We start from the raw sequence: 26,096 nt of genomic DNA on the forward strand, positions 1-26,096 counted from the left end.
TATTGAATGGTTAGTATTATGTTTTTGATTGAGAAGCCAGCCCAAAAGTGGTATGATATTTTGACGATTATTGCAATGCAGTGAGGGGCTGACTTAATGACAGATACGCAGCAGAACCACGAACAAGCGCATTTAGATACCATCATGTCACAATTAACACAAGCGGATAAACGCTTGAGTAAGGAAATTAAGCAAACAAAGGCCGAAGAACGCAGCTTGAACGAGAATTTCTTCAATGACTTCTCGATTAACCTGAGTAATGACGCTGAAGCCATTGAAACTGCGGCATCCATTCAACAGCAACAACAAATGCTGGATGAACGAACCAATGCTTGGCAACAGTCGAATCAACAATTAAAGACGGTAAAGCGGCTGGAGTTGAATCCGTATTTTGCCCGGATTGACTTCCAAGAAGCCAATGAAAAACCCGAAACCATCTATATTGGCCTCGGTTCTTTCACGAATAAAGCCGGCAAGTTCCTGATTTATGACTGGCGGGCGCCAATTTCATCCATCTATTACGATGGTGGCATTGGTGAAGTGACATATCAAACGCCAGACGGTCCTCAATCCGTCGAAGTGTCCTTGAAGCGCCAGTTTGTGATTAAAGATGGTCAAATTCAGACCATGTTTGATACCACTGAAACCATCGGGGATCAAATGTTGCTCGAAGTGTTAGGTGAAAAGTCTGACACCCAGATGAAGACCATCGTCACGACCATCCAACAAGAACAAAACCAAATTATCCGTGATACTGCGGCCGACTTATTGTTCGTCCAAGGGGCAGCCGGTTCCGGGAAAACGTCCGCAGTCTTACAGCGGGTTGCGTACTTGCTCTATCGCTATCGCGGTAATTTGAATTCAAGCCAAGTGATTATGTTCTCGCCGAACCAACTTTTTGCGGACTACATTTCAAATGTGTTGCCAGAGTTGGGCGAACAGAATATGGTCCAATTCACGTACTATCAATATGTGACACGCCGGGTTCCTGGGATTGACGTGCAAAGCCTGTTCTCCCAGTTTGAAACGGTCCAAACACCCGTCCAAAAGCAGATTACCAAGCTCAAAAGTAGCTTGGTCTTCTTCAAGGCGATGGAGACGTATGCTTCAAGTCTTGAGAAGAGTGGCATGCGCATCAAGGATATCAAGTTCCATGGTGAGGCCTTTTTCAGTAAGCAACGGATTGCCGATATCTTCTATAGTTACAACGCCAATTATCATTTAGGCAATCGCTTGACGGCGACCAAGGAACGGCTGATTTCGATGCTAAACCGGCGCGTGGAATCAGAAATGAAAGCTAAGTGGGTTAATGAAGCCGTTGAAAACTTGTCCGATGAAGCGATTCGGGAATTACAAAATGATGGCCCAGCTGAATTCAAGAACAGTGATGACGAATATCGGTTCTTTGCGCGCCAAATTGTGGTCAAAGAATTTGAAGGCTTACAAAATGCGATCGTGAAGAATCATTTCTTGAACTTCCGCGCCCAATACGTGGCCTTTTTACGGGCCGTGCCAAACCTGATTAAGCTGAGCGACTATGATTTGACTGCTGACGCTTGGCAGGCAGAGGTGGATCACTTCGTAGAAGCTTTCCAAGATCGCCAGCTGACCATGGTTGATGCCACGCCATACTTGCACTTATTTGACTTGATTACCGGCCGCCATGGCGAACGGAACATGCGCTATGTCTTCGTCGATGAAATTCAAGACTACACACCCTACCAATTAGCCTACTTGCAGAAGAGCTTCCCTAAAGCCAAGTTCACTTTGCTCGGGGACCTAAACCAGGCCATTTTCACCAAGGAAGATTCCCATACCTTAATTAATGATGTGTCAAAACTGTTCAACCCTGATAAGACGCGCGTGATTCAACTTACGCAATCCTATCGGTCAACGGCTCAGGTGACTGACTTTACCAAAGCAATTTTGAAGTCAGGTCAGACGATTGTCGCCTTTAACCGCCAGGGGCCAAAACCTAGTCTGTACTTGCGTCAAAGTGAGGCGGAGTTATTGACTGTCCTGGAGAAACAACTTGAAACCAATACCGCAGCCAACCAAACCACGGCTGTGATTGCCAAAACCTTGGAAGACGCACAGAGCCTATTTGATGAAATGCACAAAGCCGGCATTAAAGCGACCCTGATTCAGTCTGAGAACCAACGGCTAGCCAGTGGGATTCTGGTCGTGCCATCATTCTTAGCCAAAGGGCTGGAATTTGATGCCGTCGTTGTTTGGCAAGCGAATGCTGAAAACTTCAATGCTGAAGACGAACGGGAATTGCTTTACACCATCACCTCCCGGGCAATGCACCGCCTGACGATTCTGGCGAGTCCAGATATTTCACCACTGTTGGCCGATGTCAGCCCAGACTTATATACAATGGAGTAAGCCCATGAAAAGTAGTGAGACACTGGCAACCGCAACCTTCCGGATTTTCCCTAAGCAACTGAATAATCACGGGACCGTCTTTGGTGGCCAGATGATGGCTTGGCTGGATGATGTGACCTCTGTGTCTGCGCAACGATTCGCACGGGCCGAGATTGTCACTGGCAGTTTCGATCACATTCGTTTCGAACAGCCGGCTAAAATTGGGGATGCACTCGAGATTCAAACCTACGTCACTGGCGTTGGCACCCGCTCACTTGAGGTGTTTGCCAAACTGATAGGCGAGCACTTGATGACGGGTGAGCGTTTCTTGGTGGGGACAGCCTTTGCCACCTATGTTGTGGTAGGGCCAGATTATGTGGCGCCAAGCTTGGCCTACGATACAGTTGAAGCTCAAGCTGTGCACGCTGGCTATGCTGAACGTCGGTCTCAAGGCAAACTCGCAGTTGACCTCGATTTGAGCTAACTGAAATAAAAGGCTTATGACAAACCATTCGTTTAGTCATAAGCCTTTTAATATTCCGCAAAAGCGTAAGTGAATATGGTAAAATTGGAATCGGTTTCTAGTTTGGACATTGGAGAATAAATTATGCAGTCACAAATGAACTATTACGCCTTTAACCGTGATCAATGGCGGCAATTTCATACTCATGATTTTGCCAGCGTCACGACTGATGAACTTGAGCAATTGCGCTCCCTGAATGATGAAGTTAGCATGGATGATGTGGTGACAATCTATTCGCCACTGAGGCATTTAATTCACATTCGCTACCGCGACTACCAGGCTGCCACCGCGAATCAAAGTGAATTTCTCGGGATTGCTAATAAAGTGCGGCCTTTTATCATTGGCATCGCGGGGTCGGTGGCCGTTGGCAAAAGTACGACGGCTCGACTCTTGCAGTTGTTGCTCAGCCGCGCTTATCCTGATAAGAAGGTCCAACAAATTACGACTGATGGGTTCTTGTATCCCAATGCTGAACTCGAGCGGCGCGGGATTTTGGATAAAAAGGGCTTCCCTGAAAGCTATGACATGCCAAAGTTGATTGACTTCTTGGATGCCGTCAAAAATGCAAATGGAGTTGTGAAAGCACCACGTTATTCGCATCAAGTCTACGATGTGTTAGCGGGCGAATATGATGAGATTGATCACCCTGATATTTTGATTGTTGAAGGGATTAATGTCTTACAACTGCCTACCGGCCAATCTATTTATGCCAGTGATTATTTTGACTTTTCAATCTACGTTGACGCTAATCCGGAACTGATTGAGCATTGGTACTTGGAACGTTTCGGCCTGTTACTAGACACGGCATTTACCGACCCGACCAATTATTATTATCCCTATGCCACGGGCGATCGTGACCAGGCGTTTGCCTTGGCCAAGGACGTATGGCGGACGATTAATTTAAAGAATTTGGAAGAGTATATTCTGCCGACTCGGGAACGGGCGGATGTGATTTTGCATAAAATTAAACATCATCAGATTGACCGCGTCTATCTAAGAAAGTTCTGAGAAACTTCTGATGTAAGGGCTGACACGGTTTGACCCTTGGCACAAACTTCCGTATAGTGTAACGAAAGGATTAGACAAAAAAGGAGTGGCGAAAACTTGGCAAACGTGCAAACGCAAGACTTTGATAAGATCATCGTGCTCGATTATGGTAGTCAATATAACCAATTGATTACCCGGCGCATTCGCGAGTTTGGAATTTATTCTGAACTCAAGCCCCACACAATCACAGCCGAAGAAATCAAAGCAATCGCCCCTAAGGGAATTATTTTCTCTGGTGGGCCTAACAGTGTGTATGACGACGGTGCTTTTGGTGTGGACCCTGAAATCTTCAATTTAGGGATTCCCATCCTCGGTGTGTGTTACGGCATGCAACTGATGGCGCAAGTTCTGGATGGCGGGGTCGTTGAACCAGCCGATAACCGTGAATATGGTAAGGCTGATATCGATGTATATGATCGCGACGCCAAATTGTTCAAGGATTTGCCACAAGAACAGACTGTTTGGATGAGCCATGGTGACTTAGTCCGCGAAGTGCCTAATGGCTTCCGGGCCACCGCAACGAGCCCTAACTGCCCAATTGCAGCCATGGATGATGACGACCGGAAGTTCTACGGCGTCCAATTCCATGCTGAAGTTCAACATACCCAATATGGTCACGAAATCTTGCGTCACTTTGCCTTTGACGTCTGTGACGCCCAAGCAAACTGGAGCATGGACGATTTCATCGACACCCAAATCGAAGCCATCCGCAAGCAAGTGGGCGACAAGCGCGTCTTACTTGGTTTATCCGGTGGGGTTGATTCCAGTGTTGTTGGTGTCTTATTACATAAGGCCATTGGCGACCAATTGACCAGCATCTTCGTTGACCACGGCTTGCTGCGGAAGAACGAAGCTGACCAAGTCATGGACAGCCTTGAAGGCAAGTTCGGCTTAAATATCATTAAGGTGGACGCTCAAGACCGTTTCTTGAGCAAATTAAAAGGCGTCACCGATCCAGAGCAAAAGCGGAAGATTATCGGGAAAGAATTCATCGAAGTCTTTAATGATGAAGCCGCTAAGCTTGATGGCATCGACTTCTTGGCCCAAGGGACCTTGTACACCGATGTCGTTGAAAGTGGGACCGATACTGCGCAAACCATCAAGTCTCACCATAACGTCGGCGGTCTGCCAGAAGACCTCAAGTTCCAACTGATTGAACCTTTGAACAAGTTGTTCAAGGATGAAGTCCGGGAGCTCGGCGAAAAGATGGGTATGCCACATGACCTCGTTTGGCGCCAACCATTCCCAGGCCCAGGCCTTGGGATTCGCGTAATCGGCGAAGTCACCGAAGATAAGCTTGAAATCGTCCGCGATTCCGACCTCATTCTTCGCGAGGAAATCGCTAAAGCGGGCCTCGATAACGACATCTGGCAATACTTCACCGTCTTGCCAGGCTTCAAGTCCGTTGGGGTCATGGGTGACGGTCGGACCTACGACTACACCATTGCCATTCGTGCGATTACTTCAATCGACGGCATGACCGCAGACTTTGCCCGCATCGATTGGGAAATCTTGCAAAAGATCTCCGTCCGAATCGTCAACGAAGTCGGGCACATCAACCGCGTCGTGTACGATATCACGAGTAAGCCACCTGCAACCATTGAGTGGGAATAATTAAGTGAGTTAAGTTGGAGTCAGAAGGTTGACTTAATTCTAATTGATACAAAGAAAATATGATTGATAAGGAGCGTTATGCTTCTTCCTAAAATCCCCCAAGTATTGGACTTGAACTTGTCTAAATTTGGCGGGATTTTTTTGTTGAGACAGGGATCAACTAACATAGTACAATTAAATAGCAGGAATCAATATAAATTGGAATTTTGGGGATGGGTTAGATGAAGGCAAAAGTGATTAGTTTTATAAATATGAAAGGTGGCGTTGGTAAGACGACGCTAAGCATCGGAATCGCAGATTATCTGAGCAACGATTTAGACAAAAAAACTTTGTTCATTGATATGGATCCGCAATTTAATGGAACGCAGGCAATGTTTGACTTTTTCAAAAAAGATGAAACAGCAAAAATTATACAAAAAAATTCAAGTAGAAAAGGGGGAAAAAGGATTACTCTAGACGAAGCTAAGAAGGCTATACTCGATTCGGAGCATAATTATTATAATGATAAGGTTAAAGTTGAACACAAAACAGTGTATAAGTTATTTACGCCTCAAGTCGAATTAGGGCAGGCGTATACGAGCCCCAATACTGAGGGACTAATTACAAAATTAACAGATAACCTTGATATAATTGCTGGTGACTTAAATCTGGTCCTTGTCAACAGAAGTAGCGATTATTCACTTGTAAAACGTCTGCAGAACTTTCTGCTAGATAATGATAATGCGCTCGATTACGACTATATAATTATTGATTGCCCGCCAACGTTGACAACATACACTGACGGGGCTCTTTTGGCATCTGATTATTACGTTATTCCTAACAGAATAGATCGCTATTCAATCAATGGGATTGATTCTTTGGAGGAAGCAATCGGTAATTTAGTGAGACAAGAAAGACTGAAGCTAAGAAATTTGGGTATTATTTACACAATGGTTCAAACCGACCTTCCAAAGAGGTATGAGGCGATTAAAGTGAATTTCGAATCTAAAAAGGTTGTTAATGCTATGGACGTGTTCACTGCAGAGATGCACTATTATAGCGATATTCAAGTTGGCAAAACGGGGGGGACCTTGCCCTCCCGATATCAAAGATCAAAAGAAGATATTGAAGCTATCGCAATTGAATTACTACAAAGAATACAGTCGATAGAGGAATCTGAAAATGAATGAAAAAATTATAATTATAAGAAATGATCTTAAGAACAAAACCGTTCCAGATTATAAAATTTCGGGAGTCATCGTTGCTGTGCTTTTGTCGAAGGAGATATTTCCACATAACTCTGATTTAGTTCCAGCACTTAGCCAAATCTTTTCCCTTCAGTTCAAAGAATACGTTTTGAAATCAAGAACATTGACAATGGCGCGGACACTTCGCGCTTTTGATAACTTAAATGTTGAGGGGAAATTCCAAATTAAAAATAATTTATTTCTACTGTGCTCGGACATTATAGATGAACGATTTAACAACACAGATGAATACTGGAACAAGGCAAAATATGTCAGAATTTGAAGGCTTAATGTTTTTGAAGCAGGAACTTAATAGATTTCGAGAACTATTTGAAAGTTCCTGTACCTTTACTGTTGCCTCTTTTGATGGAGATTTTGCTGCCTATGCCGGAAAGCGCATTATGTTTTTTAAGATTTTAAGTAATAAAAAATTTGCAGAAAGTGAATCCGTTCATGCTTTTTCAGAGTTGATGGCGTGTATTAAATACCTAATGATTCAAGATTATCGAGGACTTATTCTGAATGAACGCTCCTTTCTTGAATCTTGTTTACAGATTATTAACCTGCCAGAGCACGGGTTATCTACAGCAAAGATGTTTGAGCATGATAGCCTAAAAACGGTTAATGTAGACAGATTGAAACAAATTTATCATGAGACGAGTGAAACTGTTCATCATGATAAAGGAAATTTAGCTGCGACTTTACAAACAATGTTGCTACCAAGTACAGAATTAGACAAACCGAAAAGATTAAAAAAAGAATCAGAATTGAAGTGGCTAATTGATATCCTGATTTCGGTCATTTTAGACCAGTATTCTGATCAGATATCCTCTGTTTTTTTTGTTCAAAAGCCTGAACTTAGATTTGTTATTGGAGATGTATTCTATAGTCGATATTTTAGTTAGAAAGTCAAAATCTTTGGGTTCCTCCAGGCCAATATAGTTGATAATTTAGTGTTACTAGCTTGTACATACATGAAAACGAGCTTTAACCACATGCAATAACCGAGTGGATACAAATATCTGATTGAAAAAAGCGTATCAGTTTGTAGTGTCCGATTGAATTGAACTGTTAAAAATTAAATTATGTGAGTTCTTGTAGAACAAGTTTTCAGCGACATTTTACGCATTTTTCGACTATATCGCGAATATTATTAGTATCATGACGCTAGTGGAAATCTTTGGTTGCCGAACGAATATTTTTTTGATTTTTTTTAATTGACGTTATCGTGCTGTCCGTGGAGAATTTAGCAACGAAGTCTCATGCTCTTTCAGCCAGCAAAATTTTTTGCGCAAAGAAATATTAAACATGATTGAGTCTCATCTTGGTCATCACAAAAAGGCCACCCTTCACTGATAAATCGTTGTTAGGGTGGCCTTTTTGTGCGCTTAGGTGCAATCATTCCGCATGACTGTTAGGAAAATCAGTTTAATTCCGCAAACTTTTGTAATGTCCGAATCATCTGGCAGGTGAAACCATACTCGTTGTCGTACCAAGCAACGGTTTTGATGAGTTGGGTGTCGCCGGCCGTCACCACTTCGGTTTGGGTCGGATCAAAGACTGAGCCGAATGTGGTGTTGATAATGTCAGAGGAGACAATGTTGTCTTCATTCCAGCCGAAACTTTCGCTGTCTCGGGTATATGGCTTGATGTGGGCGTTAATGTCTTCAGCGGTAAGATTGTTGGTCTTCAAGACGGTGACCAATTCAGTTAGCGATCCATCGGCTACAGGGACGCGTTGGGCGTGGCCTTGCAAACGACCATTCAAGTTTGGCAGCACGAGACCAATAGCTTTTGCGGCGCCGGATGAGTGCGGAATGGTATTGGTTGCCGCAGAGCGAGCGGCACGGAGATTGCCCCCACGGACCGGGCCATCCAGCAACATTTGGGTGCTGGTGTAGGCGTGCACGGTGGTCATAGTGCCGGCGATAACGCCAAATTCGCGGTCAAGGGCATCGGCCATTGGGGCCAAGCAGTTGGTTGTGCAGGAACCAGCCGAAACAATTTTATCCGCGGACGTTAGGATATTGTCGTTGACGTTATAAACGATGGTTTTCACGTCATTGCCGGCTGGTGCGGAAATTAACACACGCTTTACACCAGCGTCGAGGTGCGCGTGGGCTTTGCTTGATGAGGCGTAAAAGCCGGTACATTCCAGCACGAAATCAACCTGATCATTCTTGACCCACGGAATTTTCGCTGCGTCTGGTTCCGCATAGACATGATACGTTTTGCCGTCGACGACAATGGCGTCTTCAGTCGCGCTGACTTCGGCGTCCAGTGTGCCATGAGCGCTATCGTACTTGAGGAGCTGCGCGAGCATGGCGGGCGAGGTGAGGTCATTGATGGCCACTACTTCAATGCTTGCGGCGGCCTGATTCAGCTGCAAAATGCGGCGAAAAGCTAAGCGACCAATCCGTCCGAATCCATTGATACCAATTTTAACTGTCATGAGAACTTCCTCCTTATTGTTGTCTTTCTCTTGAACAGTTATAGTATGCAATGAAGGGACATTCGCAGTAAGAGCGCGATTATCCTAGGATATCTTGTCCTACCACAGGAGAGCATCATGAATGAAAAACCGTTAGGAAACTTTATTGCCTATAAGCGCCGGCACGCTGATTTATCGGGGTATGACGTGCCTGATCGCCGACGCCGCACACCCGGACTCACGCGGGATGAGGTCGCTGCCATGGCCCATGTGAGTGTGGATTGGTTGGCACGCATTGAGCAGGGGCGTCCTGGCGTGTCACCATCAGCCGATGCACTACTCGATATCACGCGGGCCCTCCATTTTGATAATTCAGAAATTGAGTACGTCTTTAATCTGGTGCAATTGATGCCGCCCGCCCAGCTGCACACTGAAGTCAGTAGTGCCACACTCGCGCTGATTGACGCGCGGGTGCCAGCTCCAGCATTCATAATGGATCACCAATTAACCGTGATGGCGACCAACCAGAGTTTTGAAAAACTGTACGGCGCCTGGGCTGGTCAAGAGCCGCTCACACGAAACTGGGTTTGGCGGACATTCAACAGCCAATATTTTCGCGACAGTTTGGCTGATTGGACACTGTATGCCCGGTATGTGGTAGGTGTCTTCCGGAAAATATATAGTGAAAGCCCCGAGGATGAGTTTCTTTTTGCAGTGTATGATGCCGTGAAGACGGACGCAGTTTTCGCATCAACTTGGGACAGTTTGCAGGTCTCAGATTTTCAGACGCAACATTTGATGCTGGAGAATCCGACGCTCGGGGACCTTTACCTGATTGAGAATATTCTTGAAATCCCCGGAACGAACCAGTTTGTTGTTTTCGAAGACCCTGGGGACGCGGACTCCGAGGCCAAATTGAGCCAGTTGAACCAAGCGTGATAAAAAGGGAGCTGATCTGATGAAAGTCGTTTTTCACGTGGATGAAATGGAAAAGTGGCAAGTGGCCACCGGCAATATCAATAACTTGCTGAAGTTACAACCAGATGCTGAGATTGTTCTGGTTGCGAACGGCACTGGCATCCAAAGTTACGAATTGAAGCAGGCACGCGCGTTTATCGCGGCTCATCCCAATGTTTCGTTTCATGCTTGCCAGAATGCGATGAACTCGCATAATCTAACAACGGCGGATTTGCCCGCTGGCGTCGAGGTTGTGCCTGCGGGCGTCTTGGACTTGATTGAGCTGCAGGGACAGGGATTTGCGTATATTAAGCCATAATGGATTTCAGTAATCAAAAAGCAGGCGCCAACAGCATTTGCCGTTGGCGCCTGCTTTTGGTTTCTTTCAAATCAGTGAGGCGTGGAAAGGTCTAGCTTTTAAAAAATAATGTACAAAAATCAATGTTATGTTACGATAATTATTGTGAAAAGATTGGGAAGAATCTTTTCGCAAGCTATTTAATCAATAATTCTTGGAGGAGTTATGATGAAGAGTAAAACGCTTGCATTAACCAATGGGATTGTCGGCCTCGCCGGCGGTATCTTGATGCTTTTTGGGCCTTTCTTTAGCACTGGCGCGGCACTTTCTGACGTTGCCAGTTCAACAGGCGCTAGTCAGACAACAGGATTAGCAGCTTTTCTGACAATCGTTAAAATTGCTATCCTGGTTCTTGGGATTGTCGGTGCTGTCTATTACCGCGGTACTGACTTTACTGGAACAGCCCCACACGTGTTACTGATTGTCGGTGGCGCGGTTGCCTTAGTGCCTTTCTTAGGCTGGGCCGGTGGTATTGTTGCAATCGTGGGTGGCGCATTATACTTGGCAAAGTTAAAGAACTTTAAGGCTGATCAAGCTGCCTAACTTCAGTTCTTTTTAGATTCATGCTCTTATACTTTTATTCAGTCTCAGGCCTTGCCTGAGGCTTTTTTTGTGCGGCGGAATTCTATCTAGTCATAATATGACTGCAAATGTCGCTATACTAGCCATGCATTTAAATGGAGGTGGCGACATGGCGAAGAATCAAATTACTGCGATTGTGTTTCGTTTATTCTCGGGTGAGACGTTGACAGTAGAACAAATTGTTGATGACTATGGCGTTTCGATCCGGACAGCGCAGCGCTTCCTTCTGACCATCAAAGAAACGCTTGAAGATACCCAACTGCAGAACCAATATCAATTGGCACGCACCGCGGGACATTATCGGCTCCAGCAACAAAGGGCGTTGAGCGAAGGCCAAGTTCTTGTGTTGGCAAAGCTAATCACGGCCAGCCGAACTTTAAATAAGGATGAACTGCTGAATATTTTGGCGCAGTTGATGGCCGATTTACCAGAGCCCTCCTCCAAGATACTTAACCAGGCGATTGCAAACGAAAAATATAACTATCATCCCATTGCGGACGCGTCTGATCGAGTCGACCGAATCTGGCAGATTCAATCCGCGATCCACGATCATCTTAAGTTGAGATTTAACTACCAAAATAATGAAATCAGCGAGCGTGCGCCATTAATCGAGGTGTCCGGTCAGCCGACCGTAATTCGCCAGTCGGATTATTATTTCTTCATGACCTTGCATGATGAGATGCAAGACACCTATCAGACCTATCGGATTGATTGGATGAGTGAAATTCAGGTCTTGAATCGAAAATTTGATCCTACGGTGGTCAGGCAGTATCAAGTTGCCGAGAAGCAAGTAGAACAAGCCTACGCATACGACGGCAAAGACATCACGATCGAATTTGAATATTATGGCTACCCGGGTTACGTGCTTGATCGATTTCCAAAATCTCGAGTGGTCAAAGTGCTAGATAAGCCGCGTAAGTTTGATTTTCCAGTGACGCAAATCCAGATAGATGTGGAGTACTCATTGGGGATTCAGATGTGGCTAATGACACAAAGCAATATTCTGCGGGTGATCAAGCCAGTTTTTGTGGCCAAAGATGTCAAAGACTGGTTACAAGAAGGTCTCAACTTTTATAAAGAATAATGGATACAACATTCTTTCGAACCGCCAATTATTGACGTTTCGATATTGTAGGATGAAGTCTGTATTCATTATTTTTTATTTGGAGGAGAATTATGAACAAGGCTAAATATTTATTGGTAGCTGTCTTTGCAGGAGTATTAATGCTGCTAACGGGTTGCGGGTCGATTAACAATACGTATAACTCATTTGGGTCCAGTTCTTTTGCTTCGGCCGATGCCGAGCAAGCATTGCAGACACTCAAGGTTGATGACAAGAAGGCCACGCTGACGGTTGACTATTATGCCGAGACAGGTTTATTGGGTTCAATCAAGCATTTTTCGACAGAAGTGAGTGGTGATGTCGATCAGTCAGCTAAAACGATGACCTTCAGTCTCGACGGTAAGTCATTCAAAATGAATTATGCGGTCGACGGGGACAAGCTGACCTTATCCGCGAAAGGCGAATCCATGGTGTTCTACACCAAAGGTAGTAAACAGTACACGAAGAATCGCCAGAACTTTTCTGCGTCCCAATCAAGTCTAATGGATCAATCGAGTCGCTCTGCTGACGAGGCTGACAGCACGGATGACGAGGAATCGTCTAGTTCGTCGACTGATGACAGTGACACTACGCAAATGTCGGATGATGATAGAACCGCTTTTGCGAAGAAAGTGGTCCAGTCAGTTGTGCCTGATTTGCGTAAGACCCTTGCTGGATCATGGAAGTTCAGTGACCACTCGACGAGTTGGCCCACTGATGCAACTTTATCCTTTACGACTGATGGCAAGTACAGTGGAAATATTCAAGCACCGGAACCAGATTGGAGTGCGACTGATTTAAAGATGAGTGGAACGTACCAAATCGATGAAGGCAAACTGACGGCCGACGTTGCTTCGGCTGCCGAGTTCACCGATATGCATGACGTGAAAACTTTCAGTGACTTGAAGGCAGCAATGCCTGACTACTACTTCCCGATGACCACTGATTATACTGAAAGTGGTAAGTTGAACAGCCAGGCAACAAATGCCCATAAAACTGGCGCAATTGATTTCCATCTGGTCAACAATACGTTCCGGGTTCAGAGTGCCACCCAAATTGCTGACTTCTCTGCCTTAGGGACCGAATTCACGAAAACTAACTAAAAAATCCCGATTTCCTTTAAACGGGAAATCGGGATTTTGTCAGCCCTAATCTGGCTGGGCACTGTGAATAACGGTGTAAATCAGTGATTGCAGGGGTTGCACATCACCATCAATTCTCAGTGGCTGGGGGGCCAACTGATAGTTTGCAGTGGTGACAACATCAATCGGTTGATTCTGACGGGTCGGGTTTGTCACGGTGATTTCATAACGACCAGCTGGGAGGGCGCGTGAAATCCGTTGGACCTCAGATGTTTTTGATAGGGAATACCTATGCTTTGTTGTCAGATTCGTAATGTGAATGCTGACACCAGATTGGGGATAGGTTTGGACTGAGAAGTAACTTGCTGGGCCATGTAAGTCGACAATTTGGCTGAGTTGGTTGGCTGGGGTCAGCAGCATTGGCTTGGCTTGATATTGTTCGGACAACTGACTCCGTTGGGCAGCCACGACGGTGGTGCGGGGATGCGTTTGGCCGGTTGTGTAAGCCAAGCCAACTAATATTAATCCTGTGGCCATCCACGCGAGACTCGGCCAGAGGATATGATACGACGCCTGTTTTAACACCGGTTTCGGTAATACTGCCAGAATCATCCAGAGTAGTGGCAGCACGATTTGACCATAACGCGGTTCCGTTTCCCACACGAGTGTATGAAAAGCAATGTAGCCCAAAGCGGTAATGATTGCTAACAGCGCGCCAATGTCCAATTGATTGTGGAAGTCAGGTCGCCATAGCAACAAGCGCACGAGGGCAAAGATGAACAACACAATAGTCGCAGCAGCGTAACTGAATCCGGTCAAGCGCCGGAATGTCTGAGCGTGTGCAAGGTACCAACTTGGGGAGGATCGGAAACCACCGTTGTACCAAGACTGGATTGTCCGTGCGTCAAGAAGGGCGGTCATTTTAGTCGCCCACAAACGGAATAACCCACCAAGTCCCAACTTCTGAACTTGCTTCTTGATCTGGACACTGGTGTATTGCTGGCGAGCCTTGTAGGTTGGCAATGCCGTTTCAATGGCTGATTCTTTAGGATCAAATTCGCCATACATGTCTTGATTCATGCCCATCAGAATCCAATGGGTGACCGGCAGGGTGTAGTCGATGTCGGGCGTGTAGTGGGTGGCGCTGATAATGGCTGAATTGGCGGGGCGACTCAGGCCAAAGCCGAATAGCACGAGCAGAAGCGGAATCACGAAATGTGAGGCCTTGAGCACATGTTTGCGCCAGAGGACAACTAATACGAGCAGCATGGCCGGGATAAGCACAATCAGGTTGGGTTTAATCAGTGTGCCGAGCATGACGGTAAGGACGAGGGCAATACCCGCGCAAAATCGGCCGGGACGACTGGTTGGCCAGAACATGATCAGCCGAATGACAATCAGAATAATGAGTAAACTTGGGGTGTCTGAGTAGAAAACCTGAGCGTAATAAGTGTAAGCAAATGGGGTTAAGGCTGAGAAAGCTAAGGCCCCAAGAACGAGCGTGTTGCGGTGGCTGATTTGCCAAATTGTCCACAGGAGTAGGGCAATAAAACCATCAAGAATCAGCAAATTAAGCATGCTCACACTCACATTGGTTGTCAGGCCAAAGACCGTCGTTGCTCGCAACCATAAAGAGAGAAAATAGGTTAGTGGAATGTTATTTGGATTCCGGAGAAAGTAGGTGGTTTGCATATCTAGGTGATTGGCAGCCAGTTGATCAGCCTGCGCGAGCATCCGAAATGGGTCGTGGAAGACTGTGACCGGTTGGGTATTGAGCACGAGAATTTGCCCGCCTAACATGAGACCACAAATGAGTAAGACAATTATGAGTAAGCTTTTGGGCGAGAGTTGATTTAAGCCGCCACCACTAAGATAGATGGCGATGATGATGCCCACGGCCACAAGCGCGATGGCGGGCCCTGTAAATTGATTCGTATTTGCAATTACGCCGACCACTAAGCAAATGACTAGGATGGCTGCAAAGATATTTATTTTAAAATGATGTCGCATGATTCTCTCCTAAGGCCTATTTGAGACAAGTTTCATTTCTGGTTGGCCAATGATACTGACCACTGTCTCATCGAAATAATTATACTGCCATGGCCAGTTTCTGAAAATGTTAAGTCGCTTGCTTCTTCACGCAATGGCTATCTTTTGCCTGGAGCGGGCTGTCGGGTGTATCTTTGCCTTAATAAGGGGGCATGAATTATGTCATACGAAAAAGATTTCCGAGTGGATGGCAAAGATAAGTTTCAAATTAAGGATTGGGCCACGGCACCCAAAGAAAAGGTCGACGACAAGAAGATCAAGAAGCAAATCAAGAAGGACGTCAAACAACTCTCAGAGTATCAAGAACAGTTATACGCTGAGAATTCCCGCGGTCTCTTAATCGTCTTTCAAGCGATGGATGCCGCTGGGAAAGACTCCATGATCAAGAACGTCTTGAGTGGTGTGAATCCACAAGGCGCCAGTGCTGCAAGCTTTAAACAGCCAACAAGCGTTGATCTGGATCATGACTATCTGTGGCGAATTCACCAAGAGACACCTAAACGTGGCGAGATTAAGATTTTTAATCGTTCTCATTACGAAGACGTCTTGATTGCCCGGGTTCACCCTGAAATTCTGACCACGGAGAATATCCCTGGTATTACGAGTGTTAAAGATATTACGCCTGACTTTTACAAGCAGCGCTATGAGCAAATCGTCAACTTTGAACAGTATTTAACTGATACCGGATTTACGGTCTTGAAGTTCTTCTTGCACTTGTCAAAGGATGAGCAGAAGAATCGGTTCATGCGCCGGATTGAAATTCCAGAAAAAAATTGGAAGTTTTCGGAGTCCGATGTTAAGGAGCGCCAATTCTGGCCTGATTATCAAAAAGCCTATGAAGATGCGATCCAAAATACCGCTACTAAGGCTAATCCATGGTATGTCATCCCATCAGATGATAAGTGGTATTCGCGCTTGCTCGTCTCTGAAATTATCAATGAACGGGTGAAAGCGTTGAACTTGTCTTATCCTGTTGTTGATGATGCGAGAAAATCAGAGTTGCAAAACATACTCAAGTTGTTGCAAAATGAAAAAGAATAAATAAAGTTTTCTGGGAGGAAAAAATGATTATCTCTGACAAATTGAAGCACTTTTGTCTAGTGTCGCTTGCGGCCCTGACAATGCTTTCACCAGTGGCCGGCGTTGGTGTGCACGCTGCTGATGGGCAAACCCCTGTGACCACGACGGCGGCCCAAACAACCGCTGCTAATGACTTTGTGGCCCAAGCGTTCGTTGGACAAGTGAACTATGTGCCAGGTTACGGCATTAACTTGTGGCAATTTGATGCTAACAACCAGCGGAGTTCTTCACGTAAGCTTGCACATGGTACCAGCTGGAAGGTCTTTGGTTACCAAGTCATCAATGGGACCAAGTACTACAATCTGGGCGGCAATCAATGGCTTGATGCTCGCTACATTGTGGATGCCTCGACAGTTTCAGATGAAACCAAGTTGAGTAATTCTTATGCAACGGTTAGTTACGCTGCAGGGTATGGGATTGCTGCTTACCAACGGACCGGTAAGGGGATGACCATGATTCCAAACAAGAAACTCAAGAATGGGTCTGAATGGAAGGCTTTTGCTAGCACGACTCATGACGGAGCGACTTGGTATGACTTAGGTGGCAACCAGTGGGTTAACGGCAAGTATGTTGTGGTTGGCCAAGTGGCCAAGCAAAGTGTCCAACTCGATGTGCCGTACTGGAGTCAATACAAGCCAGTTTTCGCGCCTTGGGGTTGTGCCTCAACAGCCTTAGCAATGATTCTTGGCTACGATGGTGTCAAGATTGACGCGGCTTGGTTGAAGAATGCTCAAGACAATTTGCCAATGTATCCAGCTGATCCTAATGGCCAAAAGGGTAACCCATACACTGGGGTTGGCTTTGGCTTTGTCATCAACTCAACTGGGTTAACTCGCTATGGCCAACACTTTGATAAGAATGTCGTTGATGTCTCTGGTGCCTCAACTGACACCATCAAGCGGCTGGTCTTGTCTGGTCACCCAGTGCTGTACTACGGCTGGTCTTCATACCAGAACTTGTCCAAAGACAAGAACCGTAACCATGATAAGGTGATTGTGGGATATAAGGACGGCCAGTTCTTAGTTCATGATCCATTGTATTCATACTCGACTTCAGCTGCCGGTACTGGTGGTTCGAAGAAGGGTGGCAATGCAACTTATGATCGCGGTGCGATTGCTTGGGAACCAGTTAGTCTGTTCAACGCAGAATATGCTGGCCACGCGATTACCTTACAAAAATAAATTATAGCTAGTCCGATTTCCCTAGTTCTAGGGCAGTCGGACTATTTTTTACCCCTCAAAAACAAAAGGGTGTATGCTATTGTCAAAGTGGTGAGGGGGTTGTGGCTATGAATAGCAATACTCGAATCGTGACTATTTTTCTGCGGTTGCTCAGTGGGGAAGTGCTGAGCAAACAGGCGTTGGCGGACCAGTACGCGGTCTCAAGTGAGACCATTCAGCGGGATCTGGCCACGATTAAATACGCCTTGATGGAGAACCAGAATCCAGAGGGGATGCGATTGACTAATCCTGCACGCGGCCATTACCAACTCGAGTTAGGCCACACGACCACCTATACCACAGTTCAACGGTTAATGATGATTGAGATTCTGTTGGCCAGTCGCGCTACGACTAAACCAGAAATGATGGCGTTGATTGAACCGCTTTGTGAGGGTGAATCCTTTAAACAACTTTCGCAACTCACCAAAAGCGATTCCGATCATTATCTTGGTGTGCCGGCGGACCCTTTGACCCCGCAATTTGAGCTGGTGCTCCGCGCCATTCAGCAGCATCTTGAAGTGCAGTTTGACTATGAACGCAATGGTCAGTCGGCGACGCTGATTCGTCAGCCGCACGGAATCTATTTTGCCGATTTGTATTTCTACATGATGACTGATAACCAGCGTGGTTATGACGATGTGGACATTACCAAGGCTGTCAAATTCCGGATTAATAAATTGCAGCATCTTAAATTGCTGTCACGGGCAGAGAGCTCTTCACGATTGCACCACTTCGAAGGTGGCGAACTTCGCAATCAGACCCCCTTGCCATTTTTGGGCAATCCCATTACGCTAGAGATTGAATATTATGCGGATCAAAGTTATGTGTTGGATCGGTTCCCTAAAGCGGTTGCTGGTGAGAAACTAGATCACGGACAACGTTTTACGATTCCGGCCAATGATGGGTACGGCGTGAAAATGTGGCTGATTCAGCAGGGCCGGTTAGTTAAAGTGATTTCGCCCTTGTCGATTCGCGATTATGTGATTGAAGAAATGCAACAAACATTGAAGTTATATGACGTTTAAGAATGAGATGGAGGATTATATGAAGGTCTCGAAGTTTTTGGTTCAAGTTGTTATTAGTGTGCTGACTCTGGGTGTCTTCGCTGGCCCTGCAATCGCGGCGCCCGTGTCCGCTGCGGCTGCGACGGTGTCGGCACCAAGTACGGTCACGATTAATTATGTCCCTGGTTATGGGATTGCGATGTGGAATACTTATGAATCTGGGCGCACAGTGGTCGGAAACGTTCTGCCTCATGGTAGTCAGTGGAAGGTTTTCAAGGCAGTGTCAGTGGATGGTCAGACTTGGTACAATTTGGGCGGAAATCAATGGATTTCAGCGCAATATACCTTGGACAATGCCCCCAGTGGCTCTGAGTCAACTGATACTGTCAACGGTTCCGTGACGGTGAATTACGTGCCTAACGCTAGCATCGCTGTCTGGAATACTTACACTGATGGTCGCCAGGTGACGGGTAAATTCTTACCTAATGGGACGAGTTGGCGGACAGCCAAGAAGGTGACCTACAACGGCCAAACTTGGTATAACGTTGGCGGCAATCAGTGGTTGCAGGGCAAATACGTGACCTTTACTGATTACGCTGACAACCAAGTCCTTGGTGTCCCATTCATTAATCAGAACACCAACGGCGCCCCAATGGGTTGTGAAGCTGCTTCTGCCCTTGAGGCGATGCACTATCGCGGGAAGCACCTTGATATGACGCTCGTTGACTTAGTGAAGACAATGCCGATTGCTGCGGATAACAACCCGGCTCATGGCTTCGCTGGTTCGCCGTATAGTCGGACCCCAGGTGTGATGCAAACGATCCTACCTTCAGCCTTTGATCCTTGGATTTCGCAATATGCAACCATCAAGGATATCAGCGGTGCGAGTCTGGATGACATCATTGGCCAAATCCAAGCCGGTAATCCTGTCGAAGCATGGGTGACATCCCGGCTTGAGACCCCGCAATACGCTAATTATTCATGGGGTCAAGGCGTTTCTAACATTCATGTGGTCATTGTTGATGGCTATAATAAGAACACAGCCCAAGTACATGTGTCTGATCCAGTGAGTGGCCAGTACTGGGCATCTTATCAGACATTTGAAAATGCCTATGCCCCATTCCAAAAGGCAGTGGCTTTCTTATAATCAAAATTTTGATACAACATGCAAAAGAGCCCCGAAATCAGAGCAAACTCTGGTTGCAGGGTTCTTTTTTAATTAAAAAAATTTTATGCAACTATAGACATGGTCATATTATGACCACTGGCTCCGATATAATCATCTCATGGGATTTATTTTGGAGGGGTTAGTATGAAATTATCTCGGATTTTATATCGAGCGGCGGCAATTGGATTAACTGTTGGTGTTGTCGGTGGCTTATCGCATCAGCCGGCGGTTCATGTGGAAGCCACCACCGCCACACAGATGAGCGTGGCACCATCCCAAGTCACAATCAATTATGTTCCAGGTTACGGTATTGCGATGTGGAGTACCTATATGTCTAATCGGCAGGTTGTTGGTCACACCTTGCCACATGGCTCAGTTTGGAAGGTTTTCAAAGTTGTTGAGGCAGACGGCCAGAAATGGTACAACCTCGGTGGCAATCAGTGGGTATCTGGTCAATACCTTCTGGAAGGCAACCGTGCGAGCGTTCAAACGGGCCAAGCTGTTAACGGTCAAGTCACGGTTAGCTATTTTAAGAACGGCAGTATTGCCGTTTGGAATAACTTCGCGACTGGCCGGCAACCAACAGGTAAGTTGTTGAGAAACGGCACGGTTTGGAAGACGACTCAAAAGGCGACTTTTGCGGGTGAAACCTGGTATAACGTCGGTGGCCAACAATGGCTGCAAGGGAAGTACGTTAAGTTCACCGATTTTAATGTCACTCGTGTCCTCGGCGTTCCCTTTATTGATCAATACGCGAATGGGGCGCCCTATGGTTGCGAAGGCGCCTCTGCACTAGAAGCGATGCACTATAAAGGACGACTAACCAAGTGGAACCTGCAGACACTTTTGAAGACAATGCCAATCGCTAAGGACAATAATCCTTATCATGGCTTTGCGGGCTCACCGTATGGGGATACGCCCGGCGTTCACCAAACGATTTTTCCGCAGGCTTTTGATTCCTGGATTGCTAAATACAATCCAGTTAAAGATATTAGTGGCGGGAGTCTGGATACAATTATTGCCCAAGTCCAATCAGGAAATCCAGTGGTTGCTTGGGTGACAATTCGCTTTGGCGCACCACAATACCAGAAGTATTTCTGGGGAACGGGCGTCAAGAACTTGCACGTGATGGCAGTTGATGGTTACAACAAGCAGACCGCACAAGTTCACGTTTCAGATCCTGTTTTAGGCAAATATTGGGTGTCGTATCAGGCCTTTAAACAAGCCTACGCGCCATACAAATTTGCCGTTGCAATTCTGTAACGCAAAAATAGACCAATGACAAAAACGGCGGTTTTGTCATTGGTCTATTTTTTGTGTCGGCAGATTGACTAGCGCTTACGACCAGCCTCTCGAACTAAGATGTCGTCGATAATTGATTGCAAAGAGATCGCTTGCATCTGCACTTCAGCCGCGTTTTGTACCTGTTGGTAGGCGGCATTCAAAGTCTCTTGAATATTACCACCCACGATGCAGGCAGGATTTGTTTTTTCGTCAACATGCAGTAGCGGGCCCTGCTCATCTAAGGCCCGATACACGTCTAAGAGAGAGATATCTGCCGCAGGTTTGGCCAATTTTGGAGCGACTTTACCCGGTTGGGTTTCCAGTAAGCCGGCTTGAACCAGCATCGACATTAAACGCCGGATCAAACTCGGGTTTGATTCCACGCTGGCAGCAATAGCGGCACTTGAAAGGTCACTATCAGCATAAATATCAACGTAAGCCAGCACGTGGACAGCATCACTGAGTTTGTGTGAATATTTCATTCTAGCCTTCCATTCATCAGGTTTATTGATAGCATAACTGAGCGAGCAGGCAAAGGCAATTAGAGCCCCAGCACCTGCTTAACCGCGTCAACAAGACTTGGCAATGGCCGACCCAGGATGTCGGGAAGATCATTACTGGTGACGTCCAGATTGCCATCACGAATTAACGTTTGAAATGAGGTGACTAATGCAGCAGTCCCATCATCAAGCCCTGCCTGTTTCAGGCCGGCCTCGTAGTCAGCGTCACTGACACTTAAGACTTCAAACTTTGCGCCAGTGGCTGTTGCTAACGCGTCAGCTAATTCCGCGTAGGTATAGGGCTGACCGGCCAGTTCATAGATGGCTTTAGGTTGGTCCAAAAGCAACACTTTGGCAGCGGCTTGTGCATAATCGTGTTCCAAAGCCCAACCGACGCGCCCGTTACCAGCCGAGTAGACGAATGGCTGACCGGATTGACCAGCACGCAAGACGTCGGCTTCGTTTTCAAGATACCAGTCGTTACGCAAGAACGAATGGTCAATACCAGAAGCTTCAATGGCTTTTTCAGTGAATTGATGATCACTTGCCAGTGCGGCCGATGAAGACTGCGCGTGAGGGAAACTGGTATAAGCGATGAACTTAACTCCGGCAGCCTTGGCCGCTTGAATCAAGTTTTGGTGTTGATCAGGACGAGACATTGCGGCCCCAGGTTGTGAAGAAATAAAAAGTAACTTGTCCACGCCATTCAGTGACTTGGTTAACTGATCGAGGTCTTCATAAGCCCCGGGGCGCACATCAACCCCAGCAGGCAATATTTGCTTGGCTTTGTCAGTATTCCGCGCAAGCGCGACAATATCAGCGGCAGGGACAGTTTGAATCAGTGTTTTAATTGCAGTTTGGCCAAAACGACCGGTGGCACCAGAAATAGCATATTTCATTAATAAGTATTCTCCTTTGTTGTTACTTTAAAAGTAACTTGTATAAATAACAATAACACGTTTGAACAAAAGAACAACCCTTTTTGGGAAAATAATTTCTGCGGCGGTAATTCAACGGAGGATCGTTACGCGGGTTTGAGACTACGGGTGGCAAAGAAGGTGGGGATGTGTAAGTTCTCAAGCCGGCCTGAACCGTTGGTATCTTCATATACGTCCAGGAGACGCAACCCAGCTGCCAGTTGACCACCAATTTGATCTTCAAGCGTATGGGAGAACTGCACGCCACTGTCGTCAGCAGCCAGTTGCGCCATCTGTTCAGGATGAATTAGCGGGTTAAACGGAAATTGGTTTACAATTCGTTCTTCTTGATTATCGACCATGAAGTTAACACCATTGTCGAGGCCGGACAATATCGTGCCGCCGGGCTTGAGAATTCGAGCTGCCTCTTGCCAGATGGGCCGGACATCTTGCATGTACACATTAGACACAGGGTGGACAATCATATCAAAACTATTGTTGGCAAATGGCAGTGGTTGGGTAATATCGGCTTGAATCATCGTAATTTGATAGCCTTCACGCTCAGCCACCAATTGTTCAGAAGCTAGTTGCTGCGGTGAGAAGTCGATAATGGTTACTTGTGCGCCCATGGCAGTAAGTAGTGGACCTTGTTGACCGCCGCCAGCGGCTAATCCCAGCACGGTTTTGCCGCTGAGATCGCCAAACCAGTTCATGGGAACAGGGACAGTAGGCGTGAGCACGAGATTCACGTCGCCGTGTTGGGCCCGAATAAAGGTGTCGTGGTCAATTGGTTGCCCCCATTGCCAGCCTGCTTCGATCCAGCGTTGAATGGTTGCTTTATTTTTTTCAATATAGTCAGTCAAAAGGCATTCCTCCTTGTGTACTCTCATTTTATCCTAATTTAATCCAGGGAAGATAGTTATTGCGATTACCGTAGCTGCCTAGGACTAAAATTCAAGCATATCAGTGTGAATTCCGAGTCTGCTGGCGTGGACAGGCTGGTACCACAGTCGTATAATGAGATTATTCTAACCAAAACAGGGGGCAGCTATGACTGAATTGACACGCTTTTATCAGAATTTCCAACCGGCAAACTACAATATCTATTTGGATATCAATCGGGCTAAGAAATTAATCAGCGGCCAAACGGTAATTACCGGGGAAGCCAAGGTGCAAAACATCGCCATTCATCAAAAGGATTTGGTCGTGTCGGCAGTGCAAGCCAATGGCCAAGATGTACCATTCTCGCTTGATGCCAGCCACGATGCCTTGAACATTCAACTTGAACAACCTGGAGCCGTGGAACTAGCCATCGTCTATACGGCACCGCTGACGGACACGATGATGGGGATTTATCCTTCCTACTACGAAGTTGATGGCGTGAAGAAACAGATTATCGGTACCCAATTTGAAACCACTTTTGCTCGCCAAGCTTTTCCTTCCATTGATGAACCTGAAGCCAAGGCAACTTTTGATATTGCGATTAAGTTCGATGAACAACCGGGCGAGACAGTCTTGAGCAACATGCCAGAAATCCGTGAAGAAAACGGCGTCCATTACTTTGACACGACAGTAAAGATGTCAACGTACCTTGTCGCATTTGCGTTTGGGGATTTGCAAAGCAAGCAGACCACGACCAAGAGTGGGGTGCAAGTCGGCGTGTTTGCCACCAAAGCCCACAAGGCCAATGAATTGGATTTTGCTTTGGACATTGCTAAGCGGTCCATTGAATTCTATGAAGACTTCTATCAAACCCCATACCCATTGCCACATTCTTGGCAGTTGGCTTTACCCGACTTCTCTGCCGGTGCCATGGAAAACTGGGGCTTAATCACTTATCGTGAAGCCTACTTAACACTCGATCCAGATAACACGTCCCTTGAAATGAAGAAGCTGGTGGCGACGGTTATTGCCCATGAATTAGCGCACCAGTGGTTTGGGGACTTGGTCACCATGCAGTGGTGGGATGATCTTTGGTTGAACGAAAGTTTCGCCAACATGATGGAATACGTCGCTATTGATGCCATCGAACCTGATTGGCACATCTGGGAAATGTTCCAGACTTCTGATGTACCAGCGGCCTTGACCCGTGATGCTGTTGACGGCGTGCAATCAGTCCATGTGCAGGTCAACAATCCAGCAGAAATTGACGCGCTGTTTGATTCCGCGATTGTCTATGCCAAGGGTGCGCGGATGCTTGTGATGGTGCGGGCGCTTATTGGAGATGACGCGCTGCGGACAGGTTTAAAAGCTTACTTTGCCCAACATCAGTACAGCAATGCCGCTGGTGCTGACTTATGGGCAGCGCTTGGGCAAGCTTCAAGCCTTGATGTTGGTGCAATCATGAATTCTTGGTTGGAACAACCAGGCTATCCTGTCGTCACCGCCGCAGTGGTTGATGGCAAGTTGACCTTATCGCAAAAGCAATTCTTCATCGGGGCTGGCAAGGACATCGGCCGCAAGTGGCAAATTCCGCTCAATGCCAATTACAGTGAGGCACCAACCATTTTTGCGGATGACAGCTTCACGCTGGGCGATTACGCTGAGTTACGTGCTACCCATGGCGAACCGTTCCGTGTCAATGTCGGCAACAACTCACACTTTATTGTGAAGTACGATGAGACTTTACTGGCCGACATCTTGGATCACACTGATGATTTGGATGCGATTGCCCAGTTGCAACTCTTGCAAGATCAACGGTTGTTGGCAGAAGGCGGCCAAATTTCCTTTGCGGCTGTGGTGCCATTATTGACGCAGTTTGCTGATAGCAAGGCTGCTGTGGCCATTAACACCTTGTATGCCGTGGCCAATAGTTTGAAGAAGTTTGTTGATCCGGATTCTGCCGAAGAAAAAGCTTTGCAACGCTTCTTTGATCAACTCAGTGCCGACCAAGTGGCGCGCTTAGGCTGGACGCCAAAGGCCACAGATACACCAGATGACGCTTTGATTCGCCAAAATGTGCTGAATGCCAGTCTCTATGCGCAAAATGCGGATGCGATTGCTGCAGCCCATGAATTGTTCCAACAACATCAAAGTGAATTGTTCAATCTGCCGGCTGATGTGCGGCCATTAATTCTGCGCAACGAAGTCCAACACTTTGGCAGTGAAGCGCTGCAAACCCAATTGTTAGCCGCTTACCGGCAAACAGCTGACGCCAGCTACAAGTTGGACCTGCGAGTTGCCTTAGTGGCTACACCTGATGCTAAACTCATTCAGGAATTAGTGAACTTCTTTGAACAAGCTGACACCATCAAGCCACAAGATCTGCGCGGTTGGTTCGGTGGGGTGCTCCGTAACCCTGCTGGGGAACAAGCAGCCTGGGATTGGATTCGCAATGACTGGGATTGGCTGAACAAAACGGTCGGTGGCGATATGGAATTCAATACCTACATTGCCGTCGTTGCCGACGTCTTCCGCACCCCGGATCGGTTGAGTGAATTCAAGGCCTTCTTTGAACCAAAAGTAAATACCCCTGGGTTGACACGTGAAATCACCATGGACACGAGTGTCATCGACAGTCGGGTGCAATTAATCCAAGCTGAACAAGCAGCCGTGAATGCCGCAGTTGTTCAAGCTTCCAAGTAA

The 26,096-nt window shown here is 46.6% G+C and carries 23 protein-coding genes; 18 read left to right on the forward strand and 5 right to left on the reverse strand.

All coding sequences use genetic code 11. The annotated features are described in order from the left end of the window. Window positions 1-96 precede the first annotated feature (96 nt). From helD to FC34_RS06000, 7 genes are all read left to right on the forward strand, one after another. Window positions 97-2,388 (forward strand): RNA polymerase recycling motor HelD, encoded by a 2,292-nt coding sequence (helD, locus tag FC34_RS05970; protein WP_057894483.1) that lies wholly within the window; start codon window positions 97-99, stop codon window positions 2,386-2,388. Between the two features lie 4 nt (window positions 2,389-2,392). Next, on the forward strand, window positions 2,393-2,851 hold the full coding sequence (locus FC34_RS05975; RefSeq protein ID WP_057894484.1) for an acyl-CoA thioesterase: 459 nt from the start codon (window positions 2,393-2,395) through the stop codon (window positions 2,849-2,851). A gap of 123 nt (window positions 2,852-2,974) precedes the next feature. Then, window positions 2,975-3,898: a type I pantothenate kinase gene (gene coaA, locus FC34_RS05980; protein WP_057894485.1), complete on the forward strand. Its 924-nt coding sequence runs from the start codon at window positions 2,975-2,977 to the stop codon at window positions 3,896-3,898. Between the two features lie 96 nt (window positions 3,899-3,994). Continuing rightward, window positions 3,995-5,551, forward strand: coding sequence for a glutamine-hydrolyzing GMP synthase (gene guaA / locus FC34_RS05985; RefSeq protein WP_057894486.1), 1,557 nt, complete (start codon window positions 3,995-3,997; stop codon window positions 5,549-5,551). A gap of 221 nt (window positions 5,552-5,772) precedes the next feature. Next, the gene (locus FC34_RS05990) at window positions 5,773-6,720 is read left to right on the forward strand and encodes a ParA family protein (protein WP_057894487.1); all 948 of its coding nucleotides are present in this window, start codon (window positions 5,773-5,775) and stop codon (window positions 6,718-6,720) included. Beyond that, the gene (locus tag FC34_RS05995; protein WP_057894488.1) at window positions 6,713-7,060 is read left to right on the forward strand and encodes a hypothetical protein; all 348 of its coding nucleotides are present in this window, start codon (window positions 6,713-6,715) and stop codon (window positions 7,058-7,060) included. Before FC34_RS05990 ends, FC34_RS05995 begins: the two co-directional genes overlap by 8 nt. Then, entirely contained in the window at window positions 7,047-7,682 is a 636-nt protein-coding gene (locus FC34_RS06000) for a hypothetical protein (RefSeq protein WP_057894489.1), read from the forward strand. The genes FC34_RS05995 and FC34_RS06000 overlap by 14 nt, the downstream gene beginning before the upstream one ends. Before the next feature lie 518 nt (window positions 7,683-8,200). Here FC34_RS06000 and gap read toward each other — a convergent pair. After that, complete coding sequence (gene gap, locus FC34_RS06005) at window positions 8,201-9,229, reverse strand: type I glyceraldehyde-3-phosphate dehydrogenase (RefSeq protein WP_057894490.1); 1,029 nt, start codon at window positions 9,227-9,229, stop codon at window positions 8,201-8,203. A gap of 117 nt (window positions 9,230-9,346) precedes the next feature. On the opposite strand from gap, the gene FC34_RS06010 reads away from it, so the two are divergent. The 5 genes from FC34_RS06010 (at window position 9,347) to FC34_RS06030 (ending at window position 13,310) form a co-directional block, all read left to right on the forward strand. After that, window positions 9,347-10,147: a helix-turn-helix transcriptional regulator gene (locus FC34_RS06010; RefSeq protein ID WP_057894491.1), complete on the forward strand. Its 801-nt coding sequence runs from the start codon at window positions 9,347-9,349 to the stop codon at window positions 10,145-10,147. A 19-nt stretch (window positions 10,148-10,166) separates the two neighbouring features. Then, window positions 10,167-10,484, forward strand: coding sequence for a DsrE family protein (locus FC34_RS06015; RefSeq protein ID WP_057894492.1), 318 nt, complete (start codon window positions 10,167-10,169; stop codon window positions 10,482-10,484). 207 nt (window positions 10,485-10,691) lie between these two features. Next, a complete protein-coding gene (locus FC34_RS06020; RefSeq protein WP_057894493.1) occupies window positions 10,692-11,066 on the forward strand; it encodes a hypothetical protein in 375 nt (124 codons plus the stop codon). A 148-nt stretch (window positions 11,067-11,214) separates the two neighbouring features. Further along, window positions 11,215-12,189 carry a helix-turn-helix transcriptional regulator gene (locus tag FC34_RS06025; RefSeq protein WP_057894494.1) on the forward strand — a complete coding sequence of 325 codons (975 nt, stop codon included), beginning with the start codon at window positions 11,215-11,217 and terminating at the stop codon, window positions 12,187-12,189. Window positions 12,190-12,281: 92 nt separating this feature from the next. Continuing rightward, window positions 12,282-13,310: a hypothetical protein gene (locus FC34_RS06030; protein ID WP_057894495.1), complete on the forward strand. Its 1,029-nt coding sequence runs from the start codon at window positions 12,282-12,284 to the stop codon at window positions 13,308-13,310. Window positions 13,311-13,355: 45 nt separating this feature from the next. Here the strand turns inward: FC34_RS06030 and FC34_RS06035 are convergent, their stop codons facing one another. Further along, complete coding sequence (locus tag FC34_RS06035) at window positions 13,356-15,299, reverse strand: glycosyltransferase family protein (protein ID WP_057894496.1); 1,944 nt, start codon at window positions 15,297-15,299, stop codon at window positions 13,356-13,358. Between the two features lie 198 nt (window positions 15,300-15,497). On the opposite strand from FC34_RS06035, the gene FC34_RS06040 reads away from it, so the two are divergent. The 5 genes from FC34_RS06040 to FC34_RS06060 all read left to right on the forward strand — a co-directional run bounded on the left by FC34_RS06040 (window position 15,498) and on the right by FC34_RS06060 (window position 21,073). Beyond that, on the forward strand, window positions 15,498-16,379 hold the full coding sequence (locus FC34_RS06040) for a polyphosphate kinase 2 family protein (RefSeq protein ID WP_057894497.1): 882 nt from the start codon (window positions 15,498-15,500) through the stop codon (window positions 16,377-16,379). 23 nt (window positions 16,380-16,402) lie between these two features. After that, window positions 16,403-17,599, forward strand: a complete 1,197-nt coding sequence (locus FC34_RS06045; RefSeq protein WP_057894498.1) for a C39 family peptidase — start codon at window positions 16,403-16,405, stop codon at window positions 17,597-17,599. Between the two features lie 107 nt (window positions 17,600-17,706). Further along, complete coding sequence (locus tag FC34_RS06050; RefSeq protein WP_057894499.1) at window positions 17,707-18,663, forward strand: helix-turn-helix transcriptional regulator; 957 nt, start codon at window positions 17,707-17,709, stop codon at window positions 18,661-18,663. A gap of 19 nt (window positions 18,664-18,682) precedes the next feature. Continuing rightward, complete coding sequence (locus FC34_RS06055; RefSeq protein ID WP_057894500.1) at window positions 18,683-19,789, forward strand: C39 family peptidase; 1,107 nt, start codon at window positions 18,683-18,685, stop codon at window positions 19,787-19,789. A 165-nt stretch (window positions 19,790-19,954) separates the two neighbouring features. Beyond that, on the forward strand, window positions 19,955-21,073 hold the full coding sequence (locus FC34_RS06060) for a C39 family peptidase (protein ID WP_057894501.1): 1,119 nt from the start codon (window positions 19,955-19,957) through the stop codon (window positions 21,071-21,073). Window positions 21,074-21,141: 68 nt separating this feature from the next. On the opposite strand, the gene FC34_RS06065 is transcribed toward FC34_RS06060, so the two are convergent. The 3 genes from FC34_RS06065 to FC34_RS06075 all read right to left on the reverse strand — a co-directional run bounded on the left by FC34_RS06065 (window position 21,142) and on the right by FC34_RS06075 (window position 23,374). Beyond that, window positions 21,142-21,576 (reverse strand): Rrf2 family transcriptional regulator, encoded by a 435-nt coding sequence (locus tag FC34_RS06065; protein WP_057894502.1) that lies wholly within the window; start codon window positions 21,574-21,576, stop codon window positions 21,142-21,144. 59 nt (window positions 21,577-21,635) lie between these two features. Beyond that, window positions 21,636-22,493, reverse strand: a complete 858-nt coding sequence (locus FC34_RS06070) for an NAD(P)H-binding protein (protein WP_057894503.1) — start codon at window positions 22,491-22,493, stop codon at window positions 21,636-21,638. Window positions 22,494-22,618: 125 nt separating this feature from the next. Continuing rightward, a complete protein-coding gene (locus FC34_RS06075) occupies window positions 22,619-23,374 on the reverse strand; it encodes a class I SAM-dependent methyltransferase (RefSeq protein ID WP_235803407.1) in 756 nt (251 codons plus the stop codon). Between the two features lie 187 nt (window positions 23,375-23,561). Between FC34_RS06075 and FC34_RS06080 the strand changes: the two genes are divergently transcribed. Continuing rightward, window positions 23,562-26,096 carry a M1 family metallopeptidase gene (locus FC34_RS06080; RefSeq protein WP_057894505.1) on the forward strand — a complete coding sequence of 845 codons (2,535 nt, stop codon included), beginning with the start codon at window positions 23,562-23,564 and terminating at the stop codon, window positions 26,094-26,096.

This window comes from Lacticaseibacillus brantae DSM 23927, assembly GCF_001436115.1.
Taxonomy (GTDB): domain Bacteria; phylum Bacillota; class Bacilli; order Lactobacillales; family Lactobacillaceae; genus Lacticaseibacillus; species Lacticaseibacillus brantae.

Bases quoted from the DNA above. Each gene is read 5' to 3' on its own strand.
- helD (WP_057894483.1), top strand. From the start codon at position 97: ATGACAGATACGCAGCAGAACCACGAACAAGCGCATTTAGATACCATC.
- FC34_RS05975 (WP_057894484.1), top strand. From the start codon at position 2,393: ATGAAAAGTAGTGAGACACTGGCAACCGCAACCTTCCGGATTTTCCCT.
- coaA (WP_057894485.1), top strand. From the start codon at position 2,975: ATGCAGTCACAAATGAACTATTACGCCTTTAACCGTGATCAATGGCGG.
- FC34_RS05990 (WP_057894487.1), top strand. From the start codon at position 5,773: ATGAAGGCAAAAGTGATTAGTTTTATAAATATGAAAGGTGGCGTTGGT.
- FC34_RS05995 (WP_057894488.1), top strand. From the start codon at position 6,713: ATGAATGAAAAAATTATAATTATAAGAAATGATCTTAAGAACAAAACC.
- FC34_RS06000 (WP_057894489.1), top strand. From the start codon at position 7,047: ATGTCAGAATTTGAAGGCTTAATGTTTTTGAAGCAGGAACTTAATAGA.
- gap (WP_057894490.1), bottom strand. From the start codon at position 9,229: ATGACAGTTAAAATTGGTATCAATGGATTCGGACGGATTGGTCGCTTA.
- FC34_RS06010 (WP_057894491.1), top strand. From the start codon at position 9,347: ATGAATGAAAAACCGTTAGGAAACTTTATTGCCTATAAGCGCCGGCAC.
- FC34_RS06015 (WP_057894492.1), top strand. From the start codon at position 10,167: ATGAAAGTCGTTTTTCACGTGGATGAAATGGAAAAGTGGCAAGTGGCC.
- FC34_RS06020 (WP_057894493.1), top strand. From the start codon at position 10,692: ATGAAGAGTAAAACGCTTGCATTAACCAATGGGATTGTCGGCCTCGCC.
- FC34_RS06025 (WP_057894494.1), top strand. From the start codon at position 11,215: ATGGCGAAGAATCAAATTACTGCGATTGTGTTTCGTTTATTCTCGGGT.
- FC34_RS06030 (WP_057894495.1), top strand. From the start codon at position 12,282: ATGAACAAGGCTAAATATTTATTGGTAGCTGTCTTTGCAGGAGTATTA.
- FC34_RS06035 (WP_057894496.1), bottom strand. From the start codon at position 15,299: ATGCGACATCATTTTAAAATAAATATCTTTGCAGCCATCCTAGTCATT.
- FC34_RS06040 (WP_057894497.1), top strand. From the start codon at position 15,498: ATGTCATACGAAAAAGATTTCCGAGTGGATGGCAAAGATAAGTTTCAA.
- FC34_RS06045 (WP_057894498.1), top strand. From the start codon at position 16,403: ATGATTATCTCTGACAAATTGAAGCACTTTTGTCTAGTGTCGCTTGCG.
- FC34_RS06050 (WP_057894499.1), top strand. From the start codon at position 17,707: ATGAATAGCAATACTCGAATCGTGACTATTTTTCTGCGGTTGCTCAGT.
- FC34_RS06055 (WP_057894500.1), top strand. From the start codon at position 18,683: ATGAAGGTCTCGAAGTTTTTGGTTCAAGTTGTTATTAGTGTGCTGACT.
- FC34_RS06060 (WP_057894501.1), top strand. From the start codon at position 19,955: ATGAAATTATCTCGGATTTTATATCGAGCGGCGGCAATTGGATTAACT.
- FC34_RS06065 (WP_057894502.1), bottom strand. From the start codon at position 21,576: ATGAAATATTCACACAAACTCAGTGATGCTGTCCACGTGCTGGCTTAC.
- FC34_RS06070 (WP_057894503.1), bottom strand. From the start codon at position 22,493: ATGAAATATGCTATTTCTGGTGCCACCGGTCGTTTTGGCCAAACTGCA.
- FC34_RS06080 (WP_057894505.1), top strand. From the start codon at position 23,562: ATGACTGAATTGACACGCTTTTATCAGAATTTCCAACCGGCAAACTAC.